Genomic DNA, 19,990 nt, shown 5'->3' on the forward strand with positions numbered 1-19,990 from the left:
TTAGTAAATGTAATGCAGTAAACTGATAAAGCGAATTTGCATGACACCAAACCATTGCCCAATTACTGACTCAGGCAGTAGCTGCACTGTTGCACGTGCACCACTAGGTAGTTTACTTAATAGCTGTGCTTGCTCTAAATCAATGTGAATACGTTGGCGCTGCGCATCACGAACCCAGCGATTACTGCTTTCAGTACTGCTTAATAAGCCATTAGCATTGAGCTGCCCATTACTTACGCCAGCTTCAAAAGAGTTCACTGTAGCAGCAAATACTTGGCCTGGCAGAGCATCAAACGTTACTTTTGCTTTGCTGCCCACTTTAATATTAACTAACGACTTTTCACGAAAATCAGCCACTAAATCAGCTTTATTGGCCACAACAGCTAACATCGGTTGACCTTTATTAGCAAATGTTCCGGTGCTTACTTGCAAGTTTGCGACTTTACCATCAGCATCAGCAGTCACTATGCTGTATGATAAATTGAGTTTCGCTTGTGCCAGTTGGTTTTGCGCATGGCGTAATGCTAGGTTGTCTTCGCCTAATTGCCCACGTGCCAGTTTTGCCTCGGTTAACTGTGCTTCAATAGCTGCGACATTCGCTTTACTTGATTGATAATTAGCGCTAATTGTTTCGTACTCTTGCTCCGATATAGACCGTTTTTTCAATAACGATTCACTGCGATCAAATAACAACTGTTGCTCATGCAGCTTGGCATTTCCAGCGGCTAGCTGAGCCTGTATCGCTTTAACACTGCTGTCTAAGCGCTGGTTTTGCAACTGCGCATCAGCATAAGCCAGTTGTGCTTGCTCTAGTGCTAATTTAAAAGGAGCTGCTTCTATTAAAAATAGCGCTTCACCCGCTTTAATCGCTTGATTATTATTCACCAATACTTGGTTCACGCGGCCACTTACTTGTGGCGTTACTTGTACTACAGGGTGATATACGCGCGCTTGCGGAGTAACCGGTAAAAACATATCGGCAACGACAAAGTAAGCGAACAATAAAATAAACCCAACTAATGATATTTTTACATAGCGGGCAAATTTCTGATCCGGTGTCATGAATTATTTCTCTCCAGAAAAGTGGCTAATACAACGTCGAGCATTGGCTTCCATTTGCACTAAACCATAGGCCATAGTATCAAGCTGCTGCGTTGTAAGTTCTGCATAAAGTTGTGTTTTAACTTCAGCCATAATGTCTCTAAGCGCATCTAATAATAGTAATCCTTGCTCAGTAAAATAGATTTTACGACTACGTTTATCATCGCTGTCAATGCGACGGACAATAATCGCTTGTTGCTCTAACTGTTTAACTGTTCGCGTTAGTGAAGGCATTTCAATCCCCAAACTGCTAGCCAGTTCTTGTTGTGTAACACCTTGTTTTAAATGATGGATATGGATCATCGCAGTCCAACGAGATTGTGTTAACCCTAAAGGCTCAACAGCGAGAGTAACGGCATCGCGACAGAGTCGGAAAACGCGCCCCATGCTACCGCATAAACTTAAATCTAAAGTTTCATGAAAAGGAGGTGATGAAATCATAATAGTACCTAGTTACTTAGCATGCTAACTAGTTTAACATTACTTAGCATGCTAAGTAAATATTGAAACGCTCTAAAAAAATAACGGCAAAGAGGGCTTTAAAAACGATTTAATATCACTGTGTTGAGCAAATTAGCGAATAATCCAATGGGGGAGGAATTGTGAACCAAGTAACATTATAAGGAGGCTATTTTATTAATTTTTTCATCGTTACCTCTTCTTAAGGCTGAACGGCTAATAACTGAGTTATTTCTTGCTCATATTGCGCTTTTTTACTGTTCTTAAAGCCAATATGGCGATATTTTATTTTGCCATCACGGCCGTACACATAACTACTTGGCATACCGAGTAAATCGAATTGTTTGCCTATTAGTGCATCAGGATCATAAATAATAGGAAAATCAGCGGGAGTGTGTGCTAAAAAATCAACCGCATCTTGATGCTCAACATCTAAGTTAACTGCCAACACCGTAAAGCCTTGCGATTGGTATTTTGTTTGCATTTCATTAAGCCAAGGAAAAGACTTACGACAAGGTGTACACCACGAAGCCCAAAAATCTAAAAATATCACTTGGCCTTTAAGCTCTGCTAACTTATCGGTTAGTTGTTGCTGACTGGAGATAACTGGAACAACGGTTTCTTTACTTAACACTGGCGCACTCGCCATAGCAGTAAAAAGTGCCGTCACAAGCATAAACCGTGATACAGACCGAGAAATAATCACCACTTTTTAAGCCCCTAAAAATAATTAGTTTAACAATAGCAGGCAATTCTTAAGAAATACTTAAGACAAGCCTAACTATAACTTTCGCTCAAAGCACACTATCTATCAGTGCAGCAGCAGGAACCTTAAACTAATCTATGAGGGAAGACTCGATTAGAAATTTAATCGGGTATTAACTTAAAAAGGGGGAATTAGCAGTTAGCTTTGATGGCCAGCAAGCTGGCCTAAGTGTAGTAACAAATGGCCGTAAACTTTAGAAATTGAGTAAGTTTGCGGGTGAGTACTGATCAGTGAGTACTTTTGTATCGCTAGGCCAGTCTTTATTATCTTTGGTCGAAATCATCCCTTCGCTCACCGCTTTGATATCAACGCGATAGGGGGCTAATAACGGGGTTAGCTTTTCTATTCGCTGTGCTAGCTGCACAGGACTTGGAAATTTATTAAAGCCAGCTAAAATAATTCGATTACTATTTTTCTCAGTGCTCACATTAATAAAGTCACCAAATACCGCTTCATAAGTGGCAGATTCATGCTCATAAAGTTTGCTTGATGAAAAGGTATTTGCCGCCACTACGCCACCATCAGCCAGTACACTTTTCACTTCCGCAAAAAACTCTTTAGTAAGTAAATGCTCAGGGATGTAATCACCATTAAATGCATCAAGAATAATCCAGTCATACTTGGCTTGTTGGATTGCTGCGCGTTTAATAAAAATACGCCCATCTTGTACTTTCGAAGTAACTTTATCGTTCTCTTTAAAAGCAAAATAATCACGCGCCACTTTTATAACTGCGGGATCAATTTCAACATTTTCAATCATTGCGTCAGGATATAGCTCGCTGATCACATTTGATAAGGTGCCGCCGCCAAGCCCGATAATGAGTACATTTTTTGGATTGTCTATCAGTAGTAAACTGGCAAAAGTGAGTTTGGTATAATTAAACACTAGCTTTTGTGGGTTGCTTTTATATATGCAACTTTGACTGCTTTTACGGGCTTTTTCGTCAAACTTTAAACAGCGTAAATCGCCGGTCTCTTCAACTAAAATATTACGATAAAGCGACCGCTCTTGATGGATCACCTTAGCTTGGCTGCTAAACCCAATTAACAGTAAGGTCACGAGTAAATACTTAAACATTGTGTTTCTCCTTGTTAGCTAATTGATTTACGCCAATTGCCAATAAACCTAATAGCCCTAATGTCGTCGCGAAACCCAAAATAATGGTATTCACATCAAACGCTAGCACCATGTAAAACGAGGTAATAATAGTCCCTAAGGCACTGCCTAAGGTGCTGACAAAATACAAGCCGCCAGCGACTTGGCCGCTGTGCTCGCTATCGGTCACTAATAAACGCACAGAGTAAGGCGAAATCATGCCTAAAATAATAGTAGGGACAAAAAACAACGCTGTAGAGGCCAATAACGAGCCATAACGGCTGTCTTCTATGTGAGAAAAAATATACGCCATAATTGGCTGGGCAAATAATGCAATGGGCAGCACCATAATACTGGCAACTAAAAATATTAAACCGTATTTGGTTAACGAAGGCTGGCGAATTGAAAGCTTTCCTCCCAATAAATAGCCAAACGATAAGCTGAGCATAAACACAGTAATAATACTGCCCCAAATATGCACACTACTACCAAAAAAAGGCGCTAAAATTCGCCCGCCAAGTAGTTCTATTCCCATAATACTAAAGCCGCTACTAAAGGCTAAAAAATAAATTAAAGCATTGGTTTTTAAAGTCATGTAATTATCATTTTGTAACTTATTTGAAGCACTATACTAACGTGATGTAAACATAGCCGCCAGTGTAATAATTAATCGAGCTAACATAACTCAAAGCTACTTTTATAAACCAAGACAGTCTCACTTTAGTTATGGGGCAACATAAAGTCAGCCATCATAGAATAGGGATTAATTTCGCTAGCCTGCAAAGTATTAATGCGCCAAATATGATGCATGTTGTTTAGCAACTGTTAACCCCCTTTACAGTCTTTATTAACTTTAAAACCACGACTCTTTTTACATCATCTAGGCAAAGACTCAATGAATAAGTAAAAAAGTAGTAAGTTTAAAACGCTGCACTTACGCGCAGCGTTGATTACGTTTTAAAACTGATAACTTACGCGGGCAGAAAAGTTACGCCCGGGCTGAGTATATTGGCTAAAATCAGCCCCCTGAGATTGCCCTGCAATCAGTTCAAAGGGTACATATTTTTTATCTAGCAGGTTAATTACGCCCACATTTAGCTGCCATGTTTGCCATTCATAACTTGCGTATAAATCCACAATACCGTAACCATATCCTTGCGTTGTTTTATCACCACTTGCATCTCGCACTACATCAGACTGTGATTTAGCAAAGCGCCATGCTGCGGTCCAATCAATATCGCCAAGTGCTGTTGTTAACTGTATTGAACCGTTAAATGGACTGATACTGGTTAACGGCTCGTCTGTTTCTTTGTTTTCGCCTTCAACATATGCAACATTTGCCTCAACTAAAACATTATCGCTTACATGCATCAACAAGCTCGCTTCAACACCGCTGATCTGTGTTTCACTAATATTTTGGTATTGGTAAAAAGTTTTATTTACATTCGGTATGAACGTTGGCTCAACACCTGCAATTGCAACATCAATAAAGTCATCATAAGCGGCGTAAAATGCGCTTAAAGTAACGTTGATATCATTACCAGAAAAGCGCATGCCAAGCTCATATGAGTCGCTGCTTTCGGGTGCTAAATCTGCGTTTGGTAATATTTGATAAAATGGTTCAACACCATGGCTTTGATAAGCTTGATCATGCGGGGGAATTTTAAAACCACGTACATATTGCCCATACCAAGATAAATTATCATTAACTTGATAAATCATCCCAAGTTTTGGTGAAAACGCAGATTCGGTAATGTCATCAAGCTCAGCATCGCTATAAAGCTCATCATCTTTAGCTGCTAATGAATAATAATCAAAGCGTACACCTGCAATCAAAGACCACGCGCTATTTGCAAATTTAATATTGTCTTGCATAAAAACGCCCACTAAAGAGGTATCAGCGCCAGGAAAAGCTTTTTGTTTTTGATCTGTAAAATCGACTGTTCCATCAGCCAATAAGCGTGTTTTATAACGTGGACGTGTTGTATCGTATATATCTACGTCAGCACCATAAACAAAGTTGTGGGTCGCATCTTGTAAGGCTATTTTTTTATTAAATACAGCCCTTAACCCTAAAATATCTTGTTCAAAGCCATAGTCGTTGTAATCGGTATGCGCTGCTGTAGCACTAATTTGATCACTTTGCTGCTCATAACGACTAAACGATACTTGCCAATGCCATTGATCAAACGCTGCTGTGGCCGCTTTTGAGTCGTAATCCAGTGCTAGCGACCAATTAGTATTTTCGTCTTTAGTTTCTTGGCTCGCTTTGGTGATTACTTGTTCAGTAGTTTGATTAAAATAATCTAAGGTGTATTTTAACGTGCGCTTTTCATCAAGTTGCTGCTCTAGTTTAACCAATAACGAATCTGATTTAGCATCATAACCAGGTAGGTTTTCAGTAAAGTTTTGTACTTCTTCGCTATCTCGGTGGCTATAAACGGCACTAACACCTAAATCTCCCAAATCTTTAGCCGCAGTAATATCTACCGACATTTGATTACTCTGACCTTGATATCCAAGCGCCACTTGAGCAAAACTATTTTCGTTTAATAAATAATCGCTCGGATCTTTAGTGGTGATAACCACAATACCACCCAGTGCATCTGAACCATACAATGAAGACGCGGCTCCCTTGGCGACTTCAACTTGCTTTATCCCAGCGACATCAAAATAGCTACGACCAACCAAATAGCCATCTCCGCCAGCATAACCATCGTTAGTTCGACGGCCATCTTTAATAAACACCACGCGGTTACCACCGACTCCTCTAATTGAAAGCGTTTGAGCCGCAGAACCACTGCCCGTGCTTGATATACTGGGGTCATAACGAAACATTGTTTGTAAATCAACAGCCAATTTACGTTCTATGTCTTGCCCTGTAATCACAGTTACAGAGCCTGTTACGTCTTCAAGTTTTTGTTCAAACCGAGAACCGCTGACAACAATATGCTCACCAATTATCTCCTCGGCAATGGCAGAGCCCGAACCAAGTAGTAACGTTGCTAAAGCAGTAAGTTGAAAAGAAGGAAAATTCACATTAACTCCAAATGATAATTGTTGTTATTTAGTAGGAAAGGGATGTTACAACTAACTAAAAACAAGATCAATTATTTATGATAATCATTTTCATTTGCATTTAGTTGAGTATAATAATCGAAAATAATAATTGGAGTTTTTTATGAGATACCTTTTTATATTGATTTTATTGACTGTTCACCCCCTAAGCGCGCAGGAGCGTATAGTGAGTGCTGGCGGTACATTAACTGAAATTATTTTTGCCTTAGATAAGCAAAATACCCTTGTCGCGGTGGATCAATCGAGCCTATATCCAAAACAAGCGACACAGCTCGATCAAATTGGTTATTACCGTGATTTAGCCGCAGAAGGTGTACTTTCGGTGCGCCCAACTAAACTCTTAGCACTTGAAGGAGCAGGACGAGCACAAGCGCTTGCACAAATAGAAGCCACTGGTGTAGAGCTTATCCACTATAAAAAACCCAACTCAATTAATGACTTACTAAATCTTGTTAAACGCCTTGGTAAAGACTTAAATGCGAACGACAAAGCCCAAGCCCTCGTAGCACAAATAAAAAATTCATTCCCTCCAAAAGCGAGCACCGAAACACACAGCGCTTTATTTTTACTCTCAGCTAATGAGCGCGGGCTTGTTGCTGCGGGCACTGACACGGTTGCTGACTTATTACTTGATTATGCTGGAGTCACTAATTTAGGCGCTACGCACAAAGGTTTTAAAGTAATAAATAACGAAGTACTTGCCGTAAAACAGCCCGATTTTTTAATCGCACCAGCCCATGTTGTTTATAGCCTTGGCGGTAAAGAGGCTTTTTGTAATCAACCAACACTGCGCTTATTAACAGCTGCAAAGCAGTGCCGATTATTGGTGATGGATAGCCTGCTATCACTGGGAATGTCGCCGCGCATAGCCACGGGTATTAAAGAATTAAGCGACTATAAAGCTACCTTATGAACACATTAACTTTGAGCCGTTTTAAGCCTGTTTCTATAACTGCAAACCAAAAGTGGATGCTGCTAATTACTGTGTGTATTTTTGCTCTAGCACTACTGAGCATAGGATATGGCCCCGCAGGCTGGGATTGGCGTTTAGCCATCGCATGGATTGCCCCAGAGTATTTTAATCAATTTGATGCGCTACAAATCAATGTGGTCACGCAAATACGTCTACCTCGATTTGTACTAGCTGTATTGGTTGGCTTAGTGCTTGCCCAAACTGGCGCTGCAACGCAAGCTTTGTGTCGTAATCCTTTGGCTGATCCATCAATTATTGGTATTAGCGCAGGCGCAGCGATGGTCGCGGTCGCCTTTATAGCATTTAGCGCCCAGTTTAATTTTAATGCTCAATACTATTTACCTTATGCCGCATTTTTAGGGGCATTGTTAGTGACCTCTTTAGTGTATTTAATTGCTAAGCAGCATAGGCAGGTCAATATAACCACACTAATTTTAGTGGGGGTTGCGATCAATTCTTTATCCTTTGCTGTTATTGGCTTATTAAGCTATTTCGCTGACGATAGTGCGCTTAGATTAATTAACTACTGGACGATGGGCTCATTAGGTGGTGCCAATTGGGATGCCATAACTCAAGCAACACCATTATTGCTACTGAGTATTCTTGGTCTGTGGCGACTCAAAGAACCGATGAACTTACTATTGATTGGCGAGTCTCAAGCACAGTATTTAGGTGTCAACACAGACAAGCTTAAACTGTATGTAATTATACTCGTGGCATTAGGTGTTGGTGCCGTTGTAGCCCTTACTGGCTTGATAGGTTTTGTTGGCTTAGTTGTGCCACACATTGCCCGTTTAATGGTTGGCCCGCATTTACGTAAAATGTTACCGCTGTGCATGTTATTAGGCGTTGTTGTGCTGCTGCTTTCTGACTGGTTAGCACGTTTAGTTGTTATGCCTGCAGAGTTACCCATTGGTATTATTACCGCGCTACTTGGCGCACCTTTGTTTATTTATCTGACCATTAAAACTAAGCGAGGGTAATGATGATTACTTTTAATAACCTAAGTGTTGGTTTTGGCAATCACAGTGTTTTAAAAAACATAAGTGGGCACATTGCAAAAGCTCAACTAGTAGCACTGATAGGCGAAAATGGCGCAGGAAAATCAACACTGCTGCATGCTTTAACCGGGCATTATGACTTTAAAGGCGAAGTACGGTTTAACAATTATCCTCTGAGTACATTGTCTCAAGCACACTTAGCCACTCAACGAGCAGTAATGATGCAAAGCAATCTTGTTGGCTTTGATTTTAGTGTATTTGAGCTCATTGCAATGGGACGCTACCCCTATGCCGAGTCTCTTAAAATGCAAGCTGAAAAAGTCCACAAGTATGCCGCACTCATGGACTTAACCCAGTACTTATCCCGCCGTGTCAGTAAGCTTTCAGGCGGTGAGCAACAGCGCGTTCATATGGCGCGTACTTTGGCTCAATTAGATGCTTTTTCTACTCATACCAAGCCTAAATTGATGCTGCTTGATGAACCTACATCAGCACTAGATATGCGCCATCAACATGCTTTATTGAGTTGTGTTAAAGCATTTGTAGAGCAGGGCAACAGTGCCATTATAGCCATTCACGATTTAAATTTGGCCAGCCTTTACGCAACCGACGCTATTTTATTACACGATCAAAAAGTACTCGATAGCGGGCCAATAAACACAGTACTTACAGAATCTAATTTACAACAAATGTACGCCATGAAACTGCATGTTAATTCTCATCCATATAACAATGCACCCATGGTTTTTTCTCAACGTCAGGAGTTTTCATGAGAGAGCAAGCATTAAGCGATGCACAAAAGCTGGTTTTTAAAACCCATGCTGGTGTTATGTCGACTATTTCTTACAACTTAAGAGGTTATCCGTTTGGTTCGGTAACCCCTTATATGTGTGATGAGCAAGGCCGCATCTACTTTTTTATTAGCGATATAGCCCAACACACTAAAAACTTAAAGCACGATTCTCGAATGAGCTTAACTATTTTTGATGCCGCTGACCGTGGCGACCAAAACGAGCATGGCCGAGTCACATTGGTGGGCGATGGTTGTGAAGTTGCAGGCCCTCAGGCCGAAATACTGCTTAACAAATACATAGCGTTATACCCAGAAGCTGACAGTTATCGGAACGCCCACGACTTTAAATTATGGCAATTAGATGTTGTGCGAGTTCGCTTTATTGGCGGCTTTGGGAAAATATTTTGGCTTGAAAAAGATGAGTGGCAAAGCGCTGCTAAAAGCTGGGACGAAGATCAAGAACAAAGCATGATCACCCACATGAATGAAGATCATCAAAATGCAATGGCGCTAATATTAGCTCAGCATTATTGCGTATCAGATAATGCACCGGTTATGAGTGGCATACTGCCACAGGGGTTTTATATTCAAAGCCAACAACGTAATTATTTTATTAGCTTTGAAAACGTGTGCGAGACACCACAAGCAGTGCGAAAAGCGCTTGTTGCCTTAACCACAAATGCTCGCAATAGCATAGAAGAGCCAGCATAAGAAAACAAATGAATCACATGTGTGGTTATAACGCTTAGCACTACTAACCCAGTAGTGCATTTTCGGTATCAGAGGCCGCAGTAACTAAGCTGCGGCTGTTACAATTTAACACTGATGCCAATTAATTTAGTATGCACCTGCGCTGTAAATAAGCTCATAACTGTGGCTGTAAATCTCGAGAATGTTACCAAACGGGTCTTCCATGTAGATCATGCGATACGGTTTTTCACCTGGATAGTAGTAACGGGGTGCTTCCATACGCTTTTTACCGCCAGCTTCAACAATACGCTCAGCAAGGCCTTCTACATCTGGATCTTGAACACAAAAATGAAATATACCGGTTTTCCAGTATTCAAAGTTGTCAGCTGGGTTTTCTTGATTTTTAAACTCAAAAATTTCTACACCAATACGATCACCTGTTGAAAGGTGCGCTATTTTAAATTTTTCCCATTGTTCACCAAATACTTCAGTACACATTTCGCCTATTGGGCTTTTGTCTTCGGTAATTAAAGTCGGCTCCATAATGGTGTACCAACCCATTACTTTGGTGTAAAACTCAACGGCTTTTTCAACATCGGGGACCGAAATTCCAATGTGCGAAAAACTACGTGGATAGGTATGACTCATAATAATGCTCCTGTTTAACTATGCTTAGTTGATGGAGTTAGTTTACGAACCGACCTGTATTAAGTAAAATTATCATTAATCATCATTTTGAGTACGTTTTATAATGATAAATCCTACATGGTTACATACCTTTTGCACCTTAGTGGAAGTAAATCACTTTACCCAAACTGCAGAACGCCTTTATATGACCCAGTCAGGCGTAAGCCAACACATTAAAAAGTTAGAGCAGCAGGTTAATTGCGCATTGCTTGAACGCCATGGCAAGCAGTTTACCCTTACCGCACAAGGGCAAGGCTTATATCAAAAAGGAAGTCAGTTACTAAAAGAGTGGCAGTTTTTAGAGCAACAACTGCATGACGACTCACCCTACAGTGGCAATATAAAGATTCAATCACCAGGCAGTTGCGGGCTTAAGTTTTATAATCAATTACTTGATTTACAAGGGCAACATAAAGCACTCACTATTGATTATCGCTTTGCCCCAAACGAAAGCGTGGAACAGGCCGTTGCTAATCACAATGCTGATATTGGTTTTTTAACTCAAGCCCCAACACTCAGCGAGGTTACCAGCCATAAAATCGGCCAAGATGCACTATTATTAATTACACCAATCGATTACCAAACTCCAAGCTGGCAAAACTTATGCGAACTTGGCTTCATTGCTCACCCTGATGCAAAGCATCATGCGCAATTATTATTAAGCGAAAACTACGCGGAATTTGAACACCTTGAGCAAATAAAGCGCTCTGGTTTTTCAAACCAAATTAATTTAATTCTTGAACCTGTCAGCCTTGGTCTAGGTTTTACTGTGCTACCAGCACATGCTGTGAGTGCATTTAGTAAACCACAGTTGATTAACGTCCATCCATTACAGCACCCGATCAGCGAATCTATTTATGTGTGTTATCACCGTAATCGGCCTTTGGCAAAACGAATGAGTAAAGTGATCGAGGTGATCAAAGCTGGGCTGTAACTGTTTGCAAAAAAGTGAAGTCGTTGCAACAAAAGGTTTAATCACCAACAAAAAATAAACCTTTTTTATAGCGTATTTATTAAATACTTCATGCTTTTTCTGTTAAGTTAATACTGAGTATTAATGCTAAAGGATAGTCTCAATGGAAGTAAAACAGCTAGCAAGTAAGACCTTAACCGGCTTAAAAGTAAGAACATGCAATGCCAATGAAATGAATACTGGCACAGCAAAGATAGCTGAGCTTTGGCAAAAATTTGGCGAAAAATATACCTCAAAACTCACAAAAGACAGTAAAGTCTTTGGTGTTTACACTAACTACGAGAGCGATGTGACCGGTGATTTTGATGTCATTGCCTGTAGCGATGAGCAATCAATTAACCTTCGTGATTCAGTAACAGTTACAACGCACGCAGGGAGTTATTTAGTCTTTAGTGGCGAAGGCGAAATGCCCGACGCTATAATTGATTTATGGGGTGAAATTTGGCAATACTTTAGCTCAGATGATTGTCGTTACACTCGTACTTATACCAGCGACTATGAATATTATAAAACCGCAACTGAAGTAGAAATAGCGATCGCAATTGCTGAATAAATAAGGAGTCTGTCGCTGTTCAAATGAGCGCTGAGTTCCTTTTTTTCGTGGGGGGGAGTGTGGGATTTCGCACTTCCCCAATTAAAAATATTATCTCATTCAACTAAATTTAATCCCACTAAAAATAAGTCTACACTCCATACCTAGATCACTTTAACAAAGCGAATGCAGAGACGGTAAGCATGGCTACGACTCTTCTTATTTAATCAATATATGTTCACAAAATTAACTTGGCTTTAAAAAGAAAAGTAAATAAAGCTTGTTATATGGTTTAAGTTACTGTTATCCTGCTCTGCATCGGGTTGATAGAAAGCCCTGTTTATTTGTAAGTACCACGTTGTTATTAGTAATAATCCTTCGCGCTATCCTCAGTTAAATGCTTGTTTTCTTCCTGTTAAATTGCCTAAATTAAGGCACACTTTTATTAATTCTTAGGATACTATTATGTCTAATACAACAACTGGTTCAGTAAAATGGTTTAACGAAGCTAAAGGTTTTGGTTTTATTGAACAAGAGTCAGGCCCTGACGTTTTTGCTCATTTCAGCGCAATCTCAAGCGATGGCTTTAAGACTCTAGCTGAAGGCCAACGTGTACAGTTTACTGTTACTCAAGGTCAAAAAGGCCCGCAAGCTGAAAATATCGTTAGCATCTAATTTTTAATTAATGGGTTAGTAATAACCCGTTAATGCACTATAAGTTTGAAAGAAATTCTGTTTATTTGTACGTACCACGTTGTTATTAGTAATAATTCATCGCGTTATCCTCAGTTAAATACTTGTTTTTTCAGCTAAACCGCCTGATTTTAGGCACACTTTTATTAATATCTAGGATATCTATTATGTCTACAACTACAACTGGTACAGTTAAATTTTTCAACGAAGCAAAAGGTTTTGGTTTTATCGAGCAAGAGTCAGGTCCTGACGTTTTCGCTCATTTCAGCGCTATCAGCGGTGACGGCTTCAAAACTCTAGCTGAAGGCCAACGTGTACAGTTTACTGTTACTCAAGGTCAAAAAGGCCCACAAGCTGAAAACATCGTTTGTATCTAAACGATTGTTTTAGTTAATACGTTTTAACGTATTAAAAGCCCACTGATATTAATTTATCAGTGGGCTTTTTAATGTCTGCGCTATTTTGCATAAAGCCAATCTAAACCTTGGATCAGCGTGGTTGGAAATGCCGTCGCATGTTTTGCGCCATCTATTATAGAAAACTGCAATTGCACCTGCTGATCATTACTTTGCCGTATTTTGTCAGCAAGCTTGTTCGCTCCCGTTACCATATCTTGCCCTTCGCCAAATTCAGGTGTCTCTTTACTACCTACCGATAAGTAAACCCTAACGTTTTGCTTAGCTTTAGTAATCGGCTGAGATAGTATGCTCTCATTATCAAACCACACCGACGGGCTACCGATAATGTAACTTTCAAACATATTAGGCTGAGTAAAAAGCACATAAGCGGCAAATAAACCGCCAAGAGAATTTCCCACTAAAGTACGTTGCTTTGGCTTTATTCGGTAGTTAGCTTTCATATGTTCAAACACCACATCAGCTATAAAATCGATATGTTGCGCGGCTTTACCGGTCTCTAACTGCCAATCTTTGGCTTTACTTGGGGTGAAATCACGTATTCGGCTTGATGAGCCTTTAGATCCTTGCGAATAACCAATGGCAACGAGTATTGCTTCATCCATTTTACCGCTGTTCATAGGAAAACGTGTCGCTCCCGATGCCACTTGAAACGCATACGAGCCATCGAGCAAGTAAACAACAGGGTATGTTTTATCCTTATTTCGACTGTAGCTTCGCGGGAGCTTTATAAATACTGGATAGCTCAGCTTGCTTTGCTGATCGATAAGTTTAACCACCGAGCTTCTGGGTATTTCAAATGCCTGTTCGGCCGCGCTACTAAAAGTGATAAGTAGCATCGCAGCTAATAATAAATATTTCACTATAATCCTTGTTTAGTTAAAAGCGTTAAAACAAAATTAAAAGTCTTCACGCCCTTGGAGCTCAGTAAAATCACTCATAATCCATTTTTGATAGCCAGCTCTGGTTTTTAGTAATTCAAACCACTGAGTCACTCGCTCCGGCAATGTTATTGCTAACCCCTGAGATGTTAGGCGATGTAAAATGGCTCCCACACAAATATCAGCCAGGGTCATTTTACCACCGGCAAGATAGGGGGCATGACTTAGCTGTTGTTCAATTATCTGTAAGCATTGCTCGCACTCTTGTATGTTCCGTGTGATTTGCTCCATACAACGGTTTTTTTGCGTTTTACGGTAATAGCCCCAAAATGTGGCCATAAAAGCAGGTTGAAAAATCACCTGTGACCAATCCATCCAGCGCTCATATAACGAACGCTGATAGGGCGATGCATAATACCAATCTGTAGTGCCATAACTTGCCGCCAAATAGCGTAGTACACTGTGCGACTCCCAAATAACATTATCGCCATCCACAAGTACCGGCACTTTTTGCAACGGGTTCAATGCTAAAAAGTCATCACTATCAAGGCCGCCAAAACGACCACCCACTTCAATATGCTGATAACTCATGCCCAGCTCATCCAGAAACCAGAGTACTTTTTGCACGTTAAACGAGGTTGTTCTTCCATAAACTTTCATTGTAATTCCTATTATTGATAATCAACCAAACTGAGATTTTCTTTTTTACACACGTTAATAATCGACTCTCGCTTAGCTAAGCGACGTAAATACTTGTTGAGGTACTCAAAAGAAAGCGGTGGTTGTTTTAGTTCATCCGCCCATATCGCAAGCATAAACAAGTAAAAATCGCAGATGCTAAGTTGCTCACCAACTAAGAATGTTTGATTTTCCAGCTGGGCATCCAGTAAAGCAAATCTATTTGCGGAATAAGCATCTTAGCAGGATGTGCTTCAGCAAGATGAATACAGATAGCGGCACTTTCAAAAACGACTTGTTGAGCGTCCAATAATGTAGGTATTCGCCCAGCGGGGTTCAAGGATAAATAACTGGCTGCTTTATGAGCCTCGTTTTTTCTATCCACTAAAATTAATTCAAAATCGGTTTGCAGTTCTTCAAAAATAAAGTGCGGCACCATACTGGCGTTGAGCGGGTAATAAAATAGTTTGTACACAATAAGTCCATGTTACACTTTAATATCAACCATACATTAAACTACCACCGATTTATAATACTCTGTAAACCCTGTGAGTATATTTGTTGTAGCAATTGCCGATAAAATTAGCCCCATCACACGGCTAATAACGCTGGCGCCACTACTGCCAATCACTTTACTGATATAGCCCGATAACAGCATTAATATATAAACCACAATCAAAACAGATAGCATAACTAACGCTGTTTGCAGTTGTTCCCAAATACTAAAAATAGCGTTTTCTGTTAACAATACAGCCGTTAAAATAGCGCCAGGACTGGCAATCGAGGGAACAGCAATCGGATAAATAGCGGTTTCTTTATCCGATTTAACAAGCAGCTTGAGCTCTTCTTCGGGTTTGCTATCACCAAATATCATACTCAATGCAAATAAAAATAAAACAATTCCCCCTGAAATTTGAAACGCAGGTAAGGGAATAGATAAGGCTTTTAAGATTATTTCGCCAATCACGACAAAAAATATCAGCACTGCGGCCGAAGCCAATGTAGCCATTAGTGCAATGCGCCGTTTCGTTTTTGCATCGTACTTTTCGGTCACGGCAACAAATACTGGCACCGTGCCTATGGGGTCAATAACAGCAAAAAAAGTAATAAAAACAGCAATAAAGTCAATCATGCATTTTCCACCCTATTTTAACAGCTGTATAGAAAGTAACATTTTAATTTAAACAATTGGATTAATTTTAAATATTTATAAGCAAACTGCCACAGTTGATTAGCGCGCTATATTTATAGCTTAAGTACTGATGTTAATTTTCAAAAGGGCCCACCATTAAAAAAGGGTTTTGCATGGCTGTAGCTAACTTACTTTAGGAAACTGCATCTAATTTATAGATGGCTGCAATCGTTTTAAAGTATTGATCTAGATCTAGTTTTTAATCGTTAATATTCTATATTGGTATAAGGGGTGAACTTCAACAAGGTTTATCAATCAAAGTATTACATTCAGTAGCAAGTTAATTGTTATGAACTAAGCTTTTCAACATAGCGATTTATAGACCGAGTTTTATATTCCGATAAAGGAGCTAAAAATGAGCAATTCAGGTGCGGGTAAATGCCCAATCATGCATGGTAGCAATACACAATCGTCTAATTCCAATACTGATTGGTGGCCAAAGACCTTAAATTTAGACATTCTTCATCAACACGATACTAAACCTAATCCCTATGGCGATGACTTTAATTACGCTGAAGAATTTAAAAAATTAGATCTTGAAGCCGTTAAAACCGATTTAAAAAATCTGATGACACAAAGCCAAGATTGGTGGCCTGCCGATTGGGGTCATTATGGTGGCTTGATGATCCGTATGGCGTGGCACTCAGCAGGATCATACCGTTTAGCTGATGGCCGTGGTGGTGGCGGTACAGGTAACCAACGCTTTGCTCCTTTGAACTCATGGCCTGATAACGCTAACCTTGATAAAGCACGTCGCTTACTTTGGCCTATCAAGAAAAAATACGGTAATAAGTTATCGTGGGGCGATTTAATTATTTTAGCCGGCAATATGGCTTATGAATCAATGGGTTTAAAAACCTTTGGTTTTGCCGGCGGGCGTGAAGACATTTGGCATCCAGAAAAAGACGTCTATTGGGGCGCGGAGAAGCAATGGCTTGCGCCAAGTGATGAACGTTACGACAACGTAGCAAAACCAGACACCATGGAAAACCCGTTAGCTGCAGTGCAAATGGGGTTAATTTATGTTAATCCAGAAGGCGTAAACGGCCAACCAGATCCACTCAAAACTGCGGCACAAGTACGCGAAACTTTTGCTCGCATGGCGATGGATGACGAAGAAACAGCAGCGCTCACGGTGGGCGGCCATACGGTGGGTAAAACCCATGGCAATGGCAGCGAAGAGAATCTTAGCCCAGAGCCTGAAGCCGCAGATGTATTTGAGCAAGGCCTAGGTTGGAACAACCATAAAACGCGCGGGATAGGCCGCGATACTATGACATCAGGCATTGAAGGTGCGTGGACAACTCACCCAACTAAATGGGATAACGGTTATTGCTATCTACTGTTAAATTACGAATGGGAGCTTACCAAAAGTCCAGCGGGTGCAAACCAATGGGAACCGGTAAACATTAAAGAGGAAGATAAACCTGTTGATGTTGAAGATCCATCAATTCGCTTAAACCCGATTATGACCGATGCCGATATGGCAATGAAGATGGACCCAAGCTATCGCAAAATTATTGAACGTTTTTATAATGATTTTGACTATTTCACTGATGTGTTTGCACGGGCTTGGTTTAAACTCACTCACCGTGACTTAGGCCCTAAATCTCGCTATTTAGGTGCAGATATACCAAGCGAAGATTTGATCTGGCAAGATCCCATCCCAAGCGTAGATTACACATTATCTGATGCTGAAATTAGCGAACTTAAAGACAAACTGCTAAATGCAGGCATTAGCGCCAGTGACTTGATCAGCACTGCATGGGATAGCGCCCGTACTTATCGTGGCTCTGATCACCGTGGTGGTGCCAACGGTGCACGCATTCGCTTAAACCCGCAAAAAGATTGGCAAGGTAACGAGCCTGAAAAACTTGCTAAGGTGTTAACGGCCCTTGAAACAGCACAAGCAAGTTTAAGCAAACCGGTGAGTTTAGCGGACTTAATTGTACTTGGCGGTACAGCAGCCGTTGAGCAGGCAGCAAAAGCTGCGGGTGTCGATATCACCGTACCATTTGCAGCAGGTCGCGGCGATGCGAGCGACGACATGACCGATGCAGAGTCGTTTGATGTATTAGAACCAATTCATGATGGCTTTAGAAACTGGCAGAAAAAAGATTATGCTGTTTCAGCCGAGGAGCTACTTTTAGAGCGAGCACAACTGATGGGGTTAACAGCCCCTGAAATGACAGTACTACTTGGTGGGATGCGTGTACTAGGCACTAACCACAGTGGCAGCCAGCATGGTGTATTCACCGATAACGTGGGTACATTAAGCAATGACTTTTTTGTTAACCTAACCGATATGAACTATCGCTGGGAACCGGCAAGTAAAAGCACGTACAACATTGTTGAGCGCAGCTCTGGTAATACTAAATGGACCGCAACCCGCGTAGATTTAGTATTTGGCTCTAACTCTATTTTACGAGCCCTTGCCGAGTTTTACGCTCAAGACGATAACAAACAGCGTTTTGTGCAAGACTTTGTAAATGCATGGGTTAAAGTAATGAACGCCGACCGCTTTGATATTTAAGTAAAGCACTAGAAGACGCGAGCATATTTTATGCTCGCGCTTTTATCTAACTAATACAACTACTGAGCTGTCTAGCCGCTGTAAACCCCCATTACATAATACAAATTATTAACGCCTAAGTTATTGTGATGCAGTATCCGCGGCACAGTTTTGCAACGACTTATTTTCTGACATATCAATAATCAAGCATTTATCTGGCAGCGCATGATTAAGGTTATCGTAAATACTAAATGCTTGAGTTAGGGCTGATTTTAGCTGACAAATGTTTTTACCTTTATTGTCACTACTTACAACACACCTTGTGTTGTTATTTAATAAGTTTGCCATTGTTTGATAAGTTTGCTGAGTTGTTTGGCTAATATCAGCAAACGCAAGCGTTCCAGCGTTACGCACTAAGTAAAAGTCGGCGATAAAATCGAGCACTGTTTTAGCCTGTAAGCCTTGGCGCTGTACTTTAGATAGCTGGCTATTATTGTTAAACAGAGCCGTGATCTCTAATAACGACATATTCAATACTTGCTCACGAAAGTCTTGTGGCCACTCACGAGGAATAAACCGCCACTTTGCCAAAGCTTGTAAGTGCATTTTGCTGTAACTGTGGTAGCTTTTGGCTGTCAAAATACGGTTATTCCACAGCTGCTCTGGGGCATTTTTGTTTAGATAGTCATACTCTTTTTGATAGGCGCTAAACAGTTGGTCAAACTGGGCAACGTTATCAATCGTAATCGTATCCACCTTTGCTGACAGTTTATTAAGTGTGACTAACTTATAAGCAGGGCGGTATGCCGCGATAGAAGGTGCTTGAATATTAAATAGGGTGTTATGCTCGCTCTCAATGACCGATGTGTCGTTCATGTGCATGTGCCCGCCAATGTGCAGTTTCAAACCAGTTTCGGCGAGTAATTTCCGAGTATCACGACTAGGCTCTCTGGCTAACTGAAAAGCCGTATCACCAAACAGTGATTTAATCGACTGCGTTTGGCCATCGTAAAACTCCCCCATCGGAAAATGGCTAAACGCGACTAAGGTTTTACCTTGTGCTTTTGCCCTTTGCACTACTTGTGTGATCCACTTTAATAAATAAGGCTTTTCAGTCAGCACTTTGTTATAGCCTGCATTGCCCGAGCCTTGAAAGATCAAATGGCCATTTTCCAGTTTTGGGATATACACGTTCGCATCAATAGCCAATAACCAAAGTCCTGCAACAGGTTCAACTAAATAGCTGGTATCGGGTACTTGCTTACAACGTGATTGGTCATTCTGCGCGCATTGGGTATAACTGCGATCAGTGAGCAACGCCTGCTTGCCAAATGGTGTTTCCCACAGCAAATCGCGGTTATCTGGCTGCAAACCAAATGGTGCCATTATCTCTACAAGCTCTTGATAACCAGCATGCGCGATTTTATCGCTGCATACTAATGAGTGATTATCTTTAGCTACATGTTCAC

Annotated in this window: 21 protein-coding genes and 1 pseudogene; 9 read left to right on the forward strand and 13 right to left on the reverse strand. The window is 40.7% G+C overall.

Features of this window, described 5'->3' with window-relative positions; all coding sequences use genetic code 11:
* The 6 genes from H5232_RS12505 to H5232_RS12530 all read right to left on the reverse strand — a co-directional run bounded on the left by H5232_RS12505 (nucleotide 1) and on the right by H5232_RS12530 (nucleotide 6,461).
* Complete coding sequence (locus H5232_RS12505; protein WP_182830954.1) at nucleotides 1–1,062, reverse strand: HlyD family secretion protein; 1,062 nt, start codon at nucleotides 1,060–1,062, stop codon at nucleotides 1–3.
* Between the two features lie 3 nt (nucleotides 1,063–1,065).
* On the reverse strand, nucleotides 1,066–1,542 hold the full coding sequence (locus H5232_RS12510) for a MarR family winged helix-turn-helix transcriptional regulator (protein ID WP_182731992.1): 477 nt from the start codon (nucleotides 1,540–1,542) through the stop codon (nucleotides 1,066–1,068).
* 220 nt (nucleotides 1,543–1,762) lie between these two features.
* Nucleotides 1,763–2,236, reverse strand: coding sequence for a TlpA disulfide reductase family protein (locus H5232_RS12515; RefSeq protein ID WP_179959137.1), 474 nt, complete (start codon nucleotides 2,234–2,236; stop codon nucleotides 1,763–1,765).
* Nucleotides 2,237–2,519: 283 nt separating this feature from the next.
* Nucleotides 2,520–3,404: a spermidine synthase gene (locus H5232_RS12520; protein ID WP_149980333.1), complete on the reverse strand. Its 885-nt coding sequence runs from the start codon at nucleotides 3,402–3,404 to the stop codon at nucleotides 2,520–2,522.
* On the reverse strand, nucleotides 3,397–4,017 hold the full coding sequence (locus H5232_RS12525; RefSeq protein WP_145238924.1) for a fused MFS/spermidine synthase: 621 nt from the start codon (nucleotides 4,015–4,017) through the stop codon (nucleotides 3,397–3,399). Before H5232_RS12525 ends, H5232_RS12520 begins: the two co-directional genes overlap by 8 nt.
* Nucleotides 4,018–4,379: 362 nt before the next feature.
* Complete coding sequence (locus tag H5232_RS12530) at nucleotides 4,380–6,461, reverse strand: TonB-dependent hemoglobin/transferrin/lactoferrin family receptor (protein ID WP_182830955.1); 2,082 nt, start codon at nucleotides 6,459–6,461, stop codon at nucleotides 4,380–4,382.
* A gap of 142 nt (nucleotides 6,462–6,603) precedes the next feature.
* On the opposite strand from H5232_RS12530, the gene H5232_RS12535 reads away from it, so the two are divergent.
* The 4 genes from H5232_RS12535 to H5232_RS12550 are packed head-to-tail and all read left to right on the forward strand — an operon-like array spanning nucleotide 6,604 to nucleotide 9,978.
* Nucleotides 6,604–7,413, forward strand: a complete 810-nt coding sequence (locus H5232_RS12535; protein ID WP_182830956.1) for a hemin ABC transporter substrate-binding protein — start codon at nucleotides 6,604–6,606, stop codon at nucleotides 7,411–7,413.
* Nucleotides 7,410–8,456 carry an iron ABC transporter permease gene (locus tag H5232_RS12540; RefSeq protein WP_182739337.1) on the forward strand — a complete coding sequence of 349 codons (1,047 nt, stop codon included), beginning with the start codon at nucleotides 7,410–7,412 and terminating at the stop codon, nucleotides 8,454–8,456. The genes H5232_RS12535 and H5232_RS12540 overlap by 4 nt, the downstream gene beginning before the upstream one ends.
* Nucleotides 8,456–9,247: a heme ABC transporter ATP-binding protein gene (locus H5232_RS12545; RefSeq protein WP_259400128.1), complete on the forward strand. Its 792-nt coding sequence runs from the start codon at nucleotides 8,456–8,458 to the stop codon at nucleotides 9,245–9,247. The genes H5232_RS12540 and H5232_RS12545 overlap by 1 nt, the downstream gene beginning before the upstream one ends.
* On the forward strand, nucleotides 9,244–9,978 hold the full coding sequence (locus H5232_RS12550; protein ID WP_182717315.1) for a HugZ family protein: 735 nt from the start codon (nucleotides 9,244–9,246) through the stop codon (nucleotides 9,976–9,978). Before H5232_RS12545 ends, H5232_RS12550 begins: the two co-directional genes overlap by 4 nt.
* A 126-nt stretch (nucleotides 9,979–10,104) precedes the next feature.
* Here H5232_RS12550 and H5232_RS12555 read toward each other — a convergent pair whose 3' ends face one another.
* Nucleotides 10,105–10,605, reverse strand: a complete 501-nt coding sequence (locus tag H5232_RS12555) for a lactoylglutathione lyase family protein (RefSeq protein ID WP_149980329.1) — start codon at nucleotides 10,603–10,605, stop codon at nucleotides 10,105–10,107.
* Between the two features lie 103 nt (nucleotides 10,606–10,708).
* On the opposite strand from H5232_RS12555, the gene H5232_RS12560 reads away from it, so the two are divergent.
* From H5232_RS12560 to H5232_RS12575, 4 genes are all read left to right on the forward strand, one after another.
* The gene (locus H5232_RS12560; RefSeq protein WP_182717314.1) at nucleotides 10,709–11,578 is read left to right on the forward strand and encodes a LysR family transcriptional regulator; all 870 of its coding nucleotides are present in this window, start codon (nucleotides 10,709–10,711) and stop codon (nucleotides 11,576–11,578) included.
* Nucleotides 11,579–11,720: 142 nt separating this feature from the next.
* Nucleotides 11,721–12,170: a GyrI-like domain-containing protein gene (locus tag H5232_RS12565; RefSeq protein WP_145238947.1), complete on the forward strand. Its 450-nt coding sequence runs from the start codon at nucleotides 11,721–11,723 to the stop codon at nucleotides 12,168–12,170.
* A gap of 444 nt (nucleotides 12,171–12,614) precedes the next feature.
* Nucleotides 12,615–12,824, forward strand: coding sequence for a cold-shock protein (locus tag H5232_RS12570; RefSeq protein WP_145238950.1), 210 nt, complete (start codon nucleotides 12,615–12,617; stop codon nucleotides 12,822–12,824).
* A gap of 185 nt (nucleotides 12,825–13,009) precedes the next feature.
* Entirely contained in the window at nucleotides 13,010–13,219 is a 210-nt protein-coding gene (locus H5232_RS12575) for a cold-shock protein (RefSeq protein WP_016706518.1), read from the forward strand.
* 80 nt (nucleotides 13,220–13,299) lie between these two features.
* Here H5232_RS12575 and H5232_RS12580 read toward each other — a convergent pair whose 3' ends face one another.
* The 5 genes from H5232_RS12580 to H5232_RS12595 are packed head-to-tail and all read right to left on the reverse strand — an operon-like array spanning nucleotide 13,300 to nucleotide 15,949.
* Nucleotides 13,300–14,121, reverse strand: coding sequence for an alpha/beta hydrolase-fold protein (locus tag H5232_RS12580; RefSeq protein ID WP_310736693.1), 822 nt, complete (start codon nucleotides 14,119–14,121; stop codon nucleotides 13,300–13,302).
* A gap of 36 nt (nucleotides 14,122–14,157) precedes the next feature.
* Nucleotides 14,158–14,799, reverse strand: a complete 642-nt coding sequence (locus H5232_RS12585; RefSeq protein ID WP_182830957.1) for a glutathione S-transferase family protein — start codon at nucleotides 14,797–14,799, stop codon at nucleotides 14,158–14,160.
* A gap of 11 nt (nucleotides 14,800–14,810) precedes the next feature.
* Entirely contained in the window at nucleotides 14,811–15,026 is a 216-nt protein-coding gene (locus H5232_RS24625) for a glutathione binding-like protein (RefSeq protein WP_310736877.1), read from the reverse strand.
* Nucleotides 14,993–15,292, reverse strand: coding sequence for a glutathione S-transferase N-terminal domain-containing protein (locus H5232_RS24630; RefSeq protein ID WP_310736876.1), 300 nt, complete (start codon nucleotides 15,290–15,292; stop codon nucleotides 14,993–14,995). The genes H5232_RS24625 and H5232_RS24630 overlap by 34 nt, the downstream gene beginning before the upstream one ends.
* 36 nt (nucleotides 15,293–15,328) lie before the next feature.
* Nucleotides 15,329–15,949 carry a MarC family protein gene (locus H5232_RS12595; RefSeq protein WP_182830958.1) on the reverse strand — a complete coding sequence of 207 codons (621 nt, stop codon included), beginning with the start codon at nucleotides 15,947–15,949 and terminating at the stop codon, nucleotides 15,329–15,331.
* Between the two features lie 415 nt (nucleotides 15,950–16,364).
* On the opposite strand from H5232_RS12595, the gene katG reads away from it, so the two are divergent.
* Nucleotides 16,365–18,542 carry a catalase/peroxidase HPI gene (katG, locus tag H5232_RS12600; protein ID WP_182830959.1) on the forward strand — a complete coding sequence of 726 codons (2,178 nt, stop codon included), beginning with the start codon at nucleotides 16,365–16,367 and terminating at the stop codon, nucleotides 18,540–18,542.
* Nucleotides 18,543–18,662: 120 nt separating this feature from the next.
* Here katG and H5232_RS12605 read toward each other — a convergent pair.
* Nucleotides 18,663–19,990 (reverse strand): annotated as a pseudogene (locus H5232_RS12605) (metallophosphoesterase); the annotation flags it as partial.

Source organism: Pseudoalteromonas sp. SG41-5, assembly GCF_014164495.1.
GTDB lineage: Bacteria > Pseudomonadota > Gammaproteobacteria > Enterobacterales > Alteromonadaceae > Pseudoalteromonas > Pseudoalteromonas rhizosphaerae.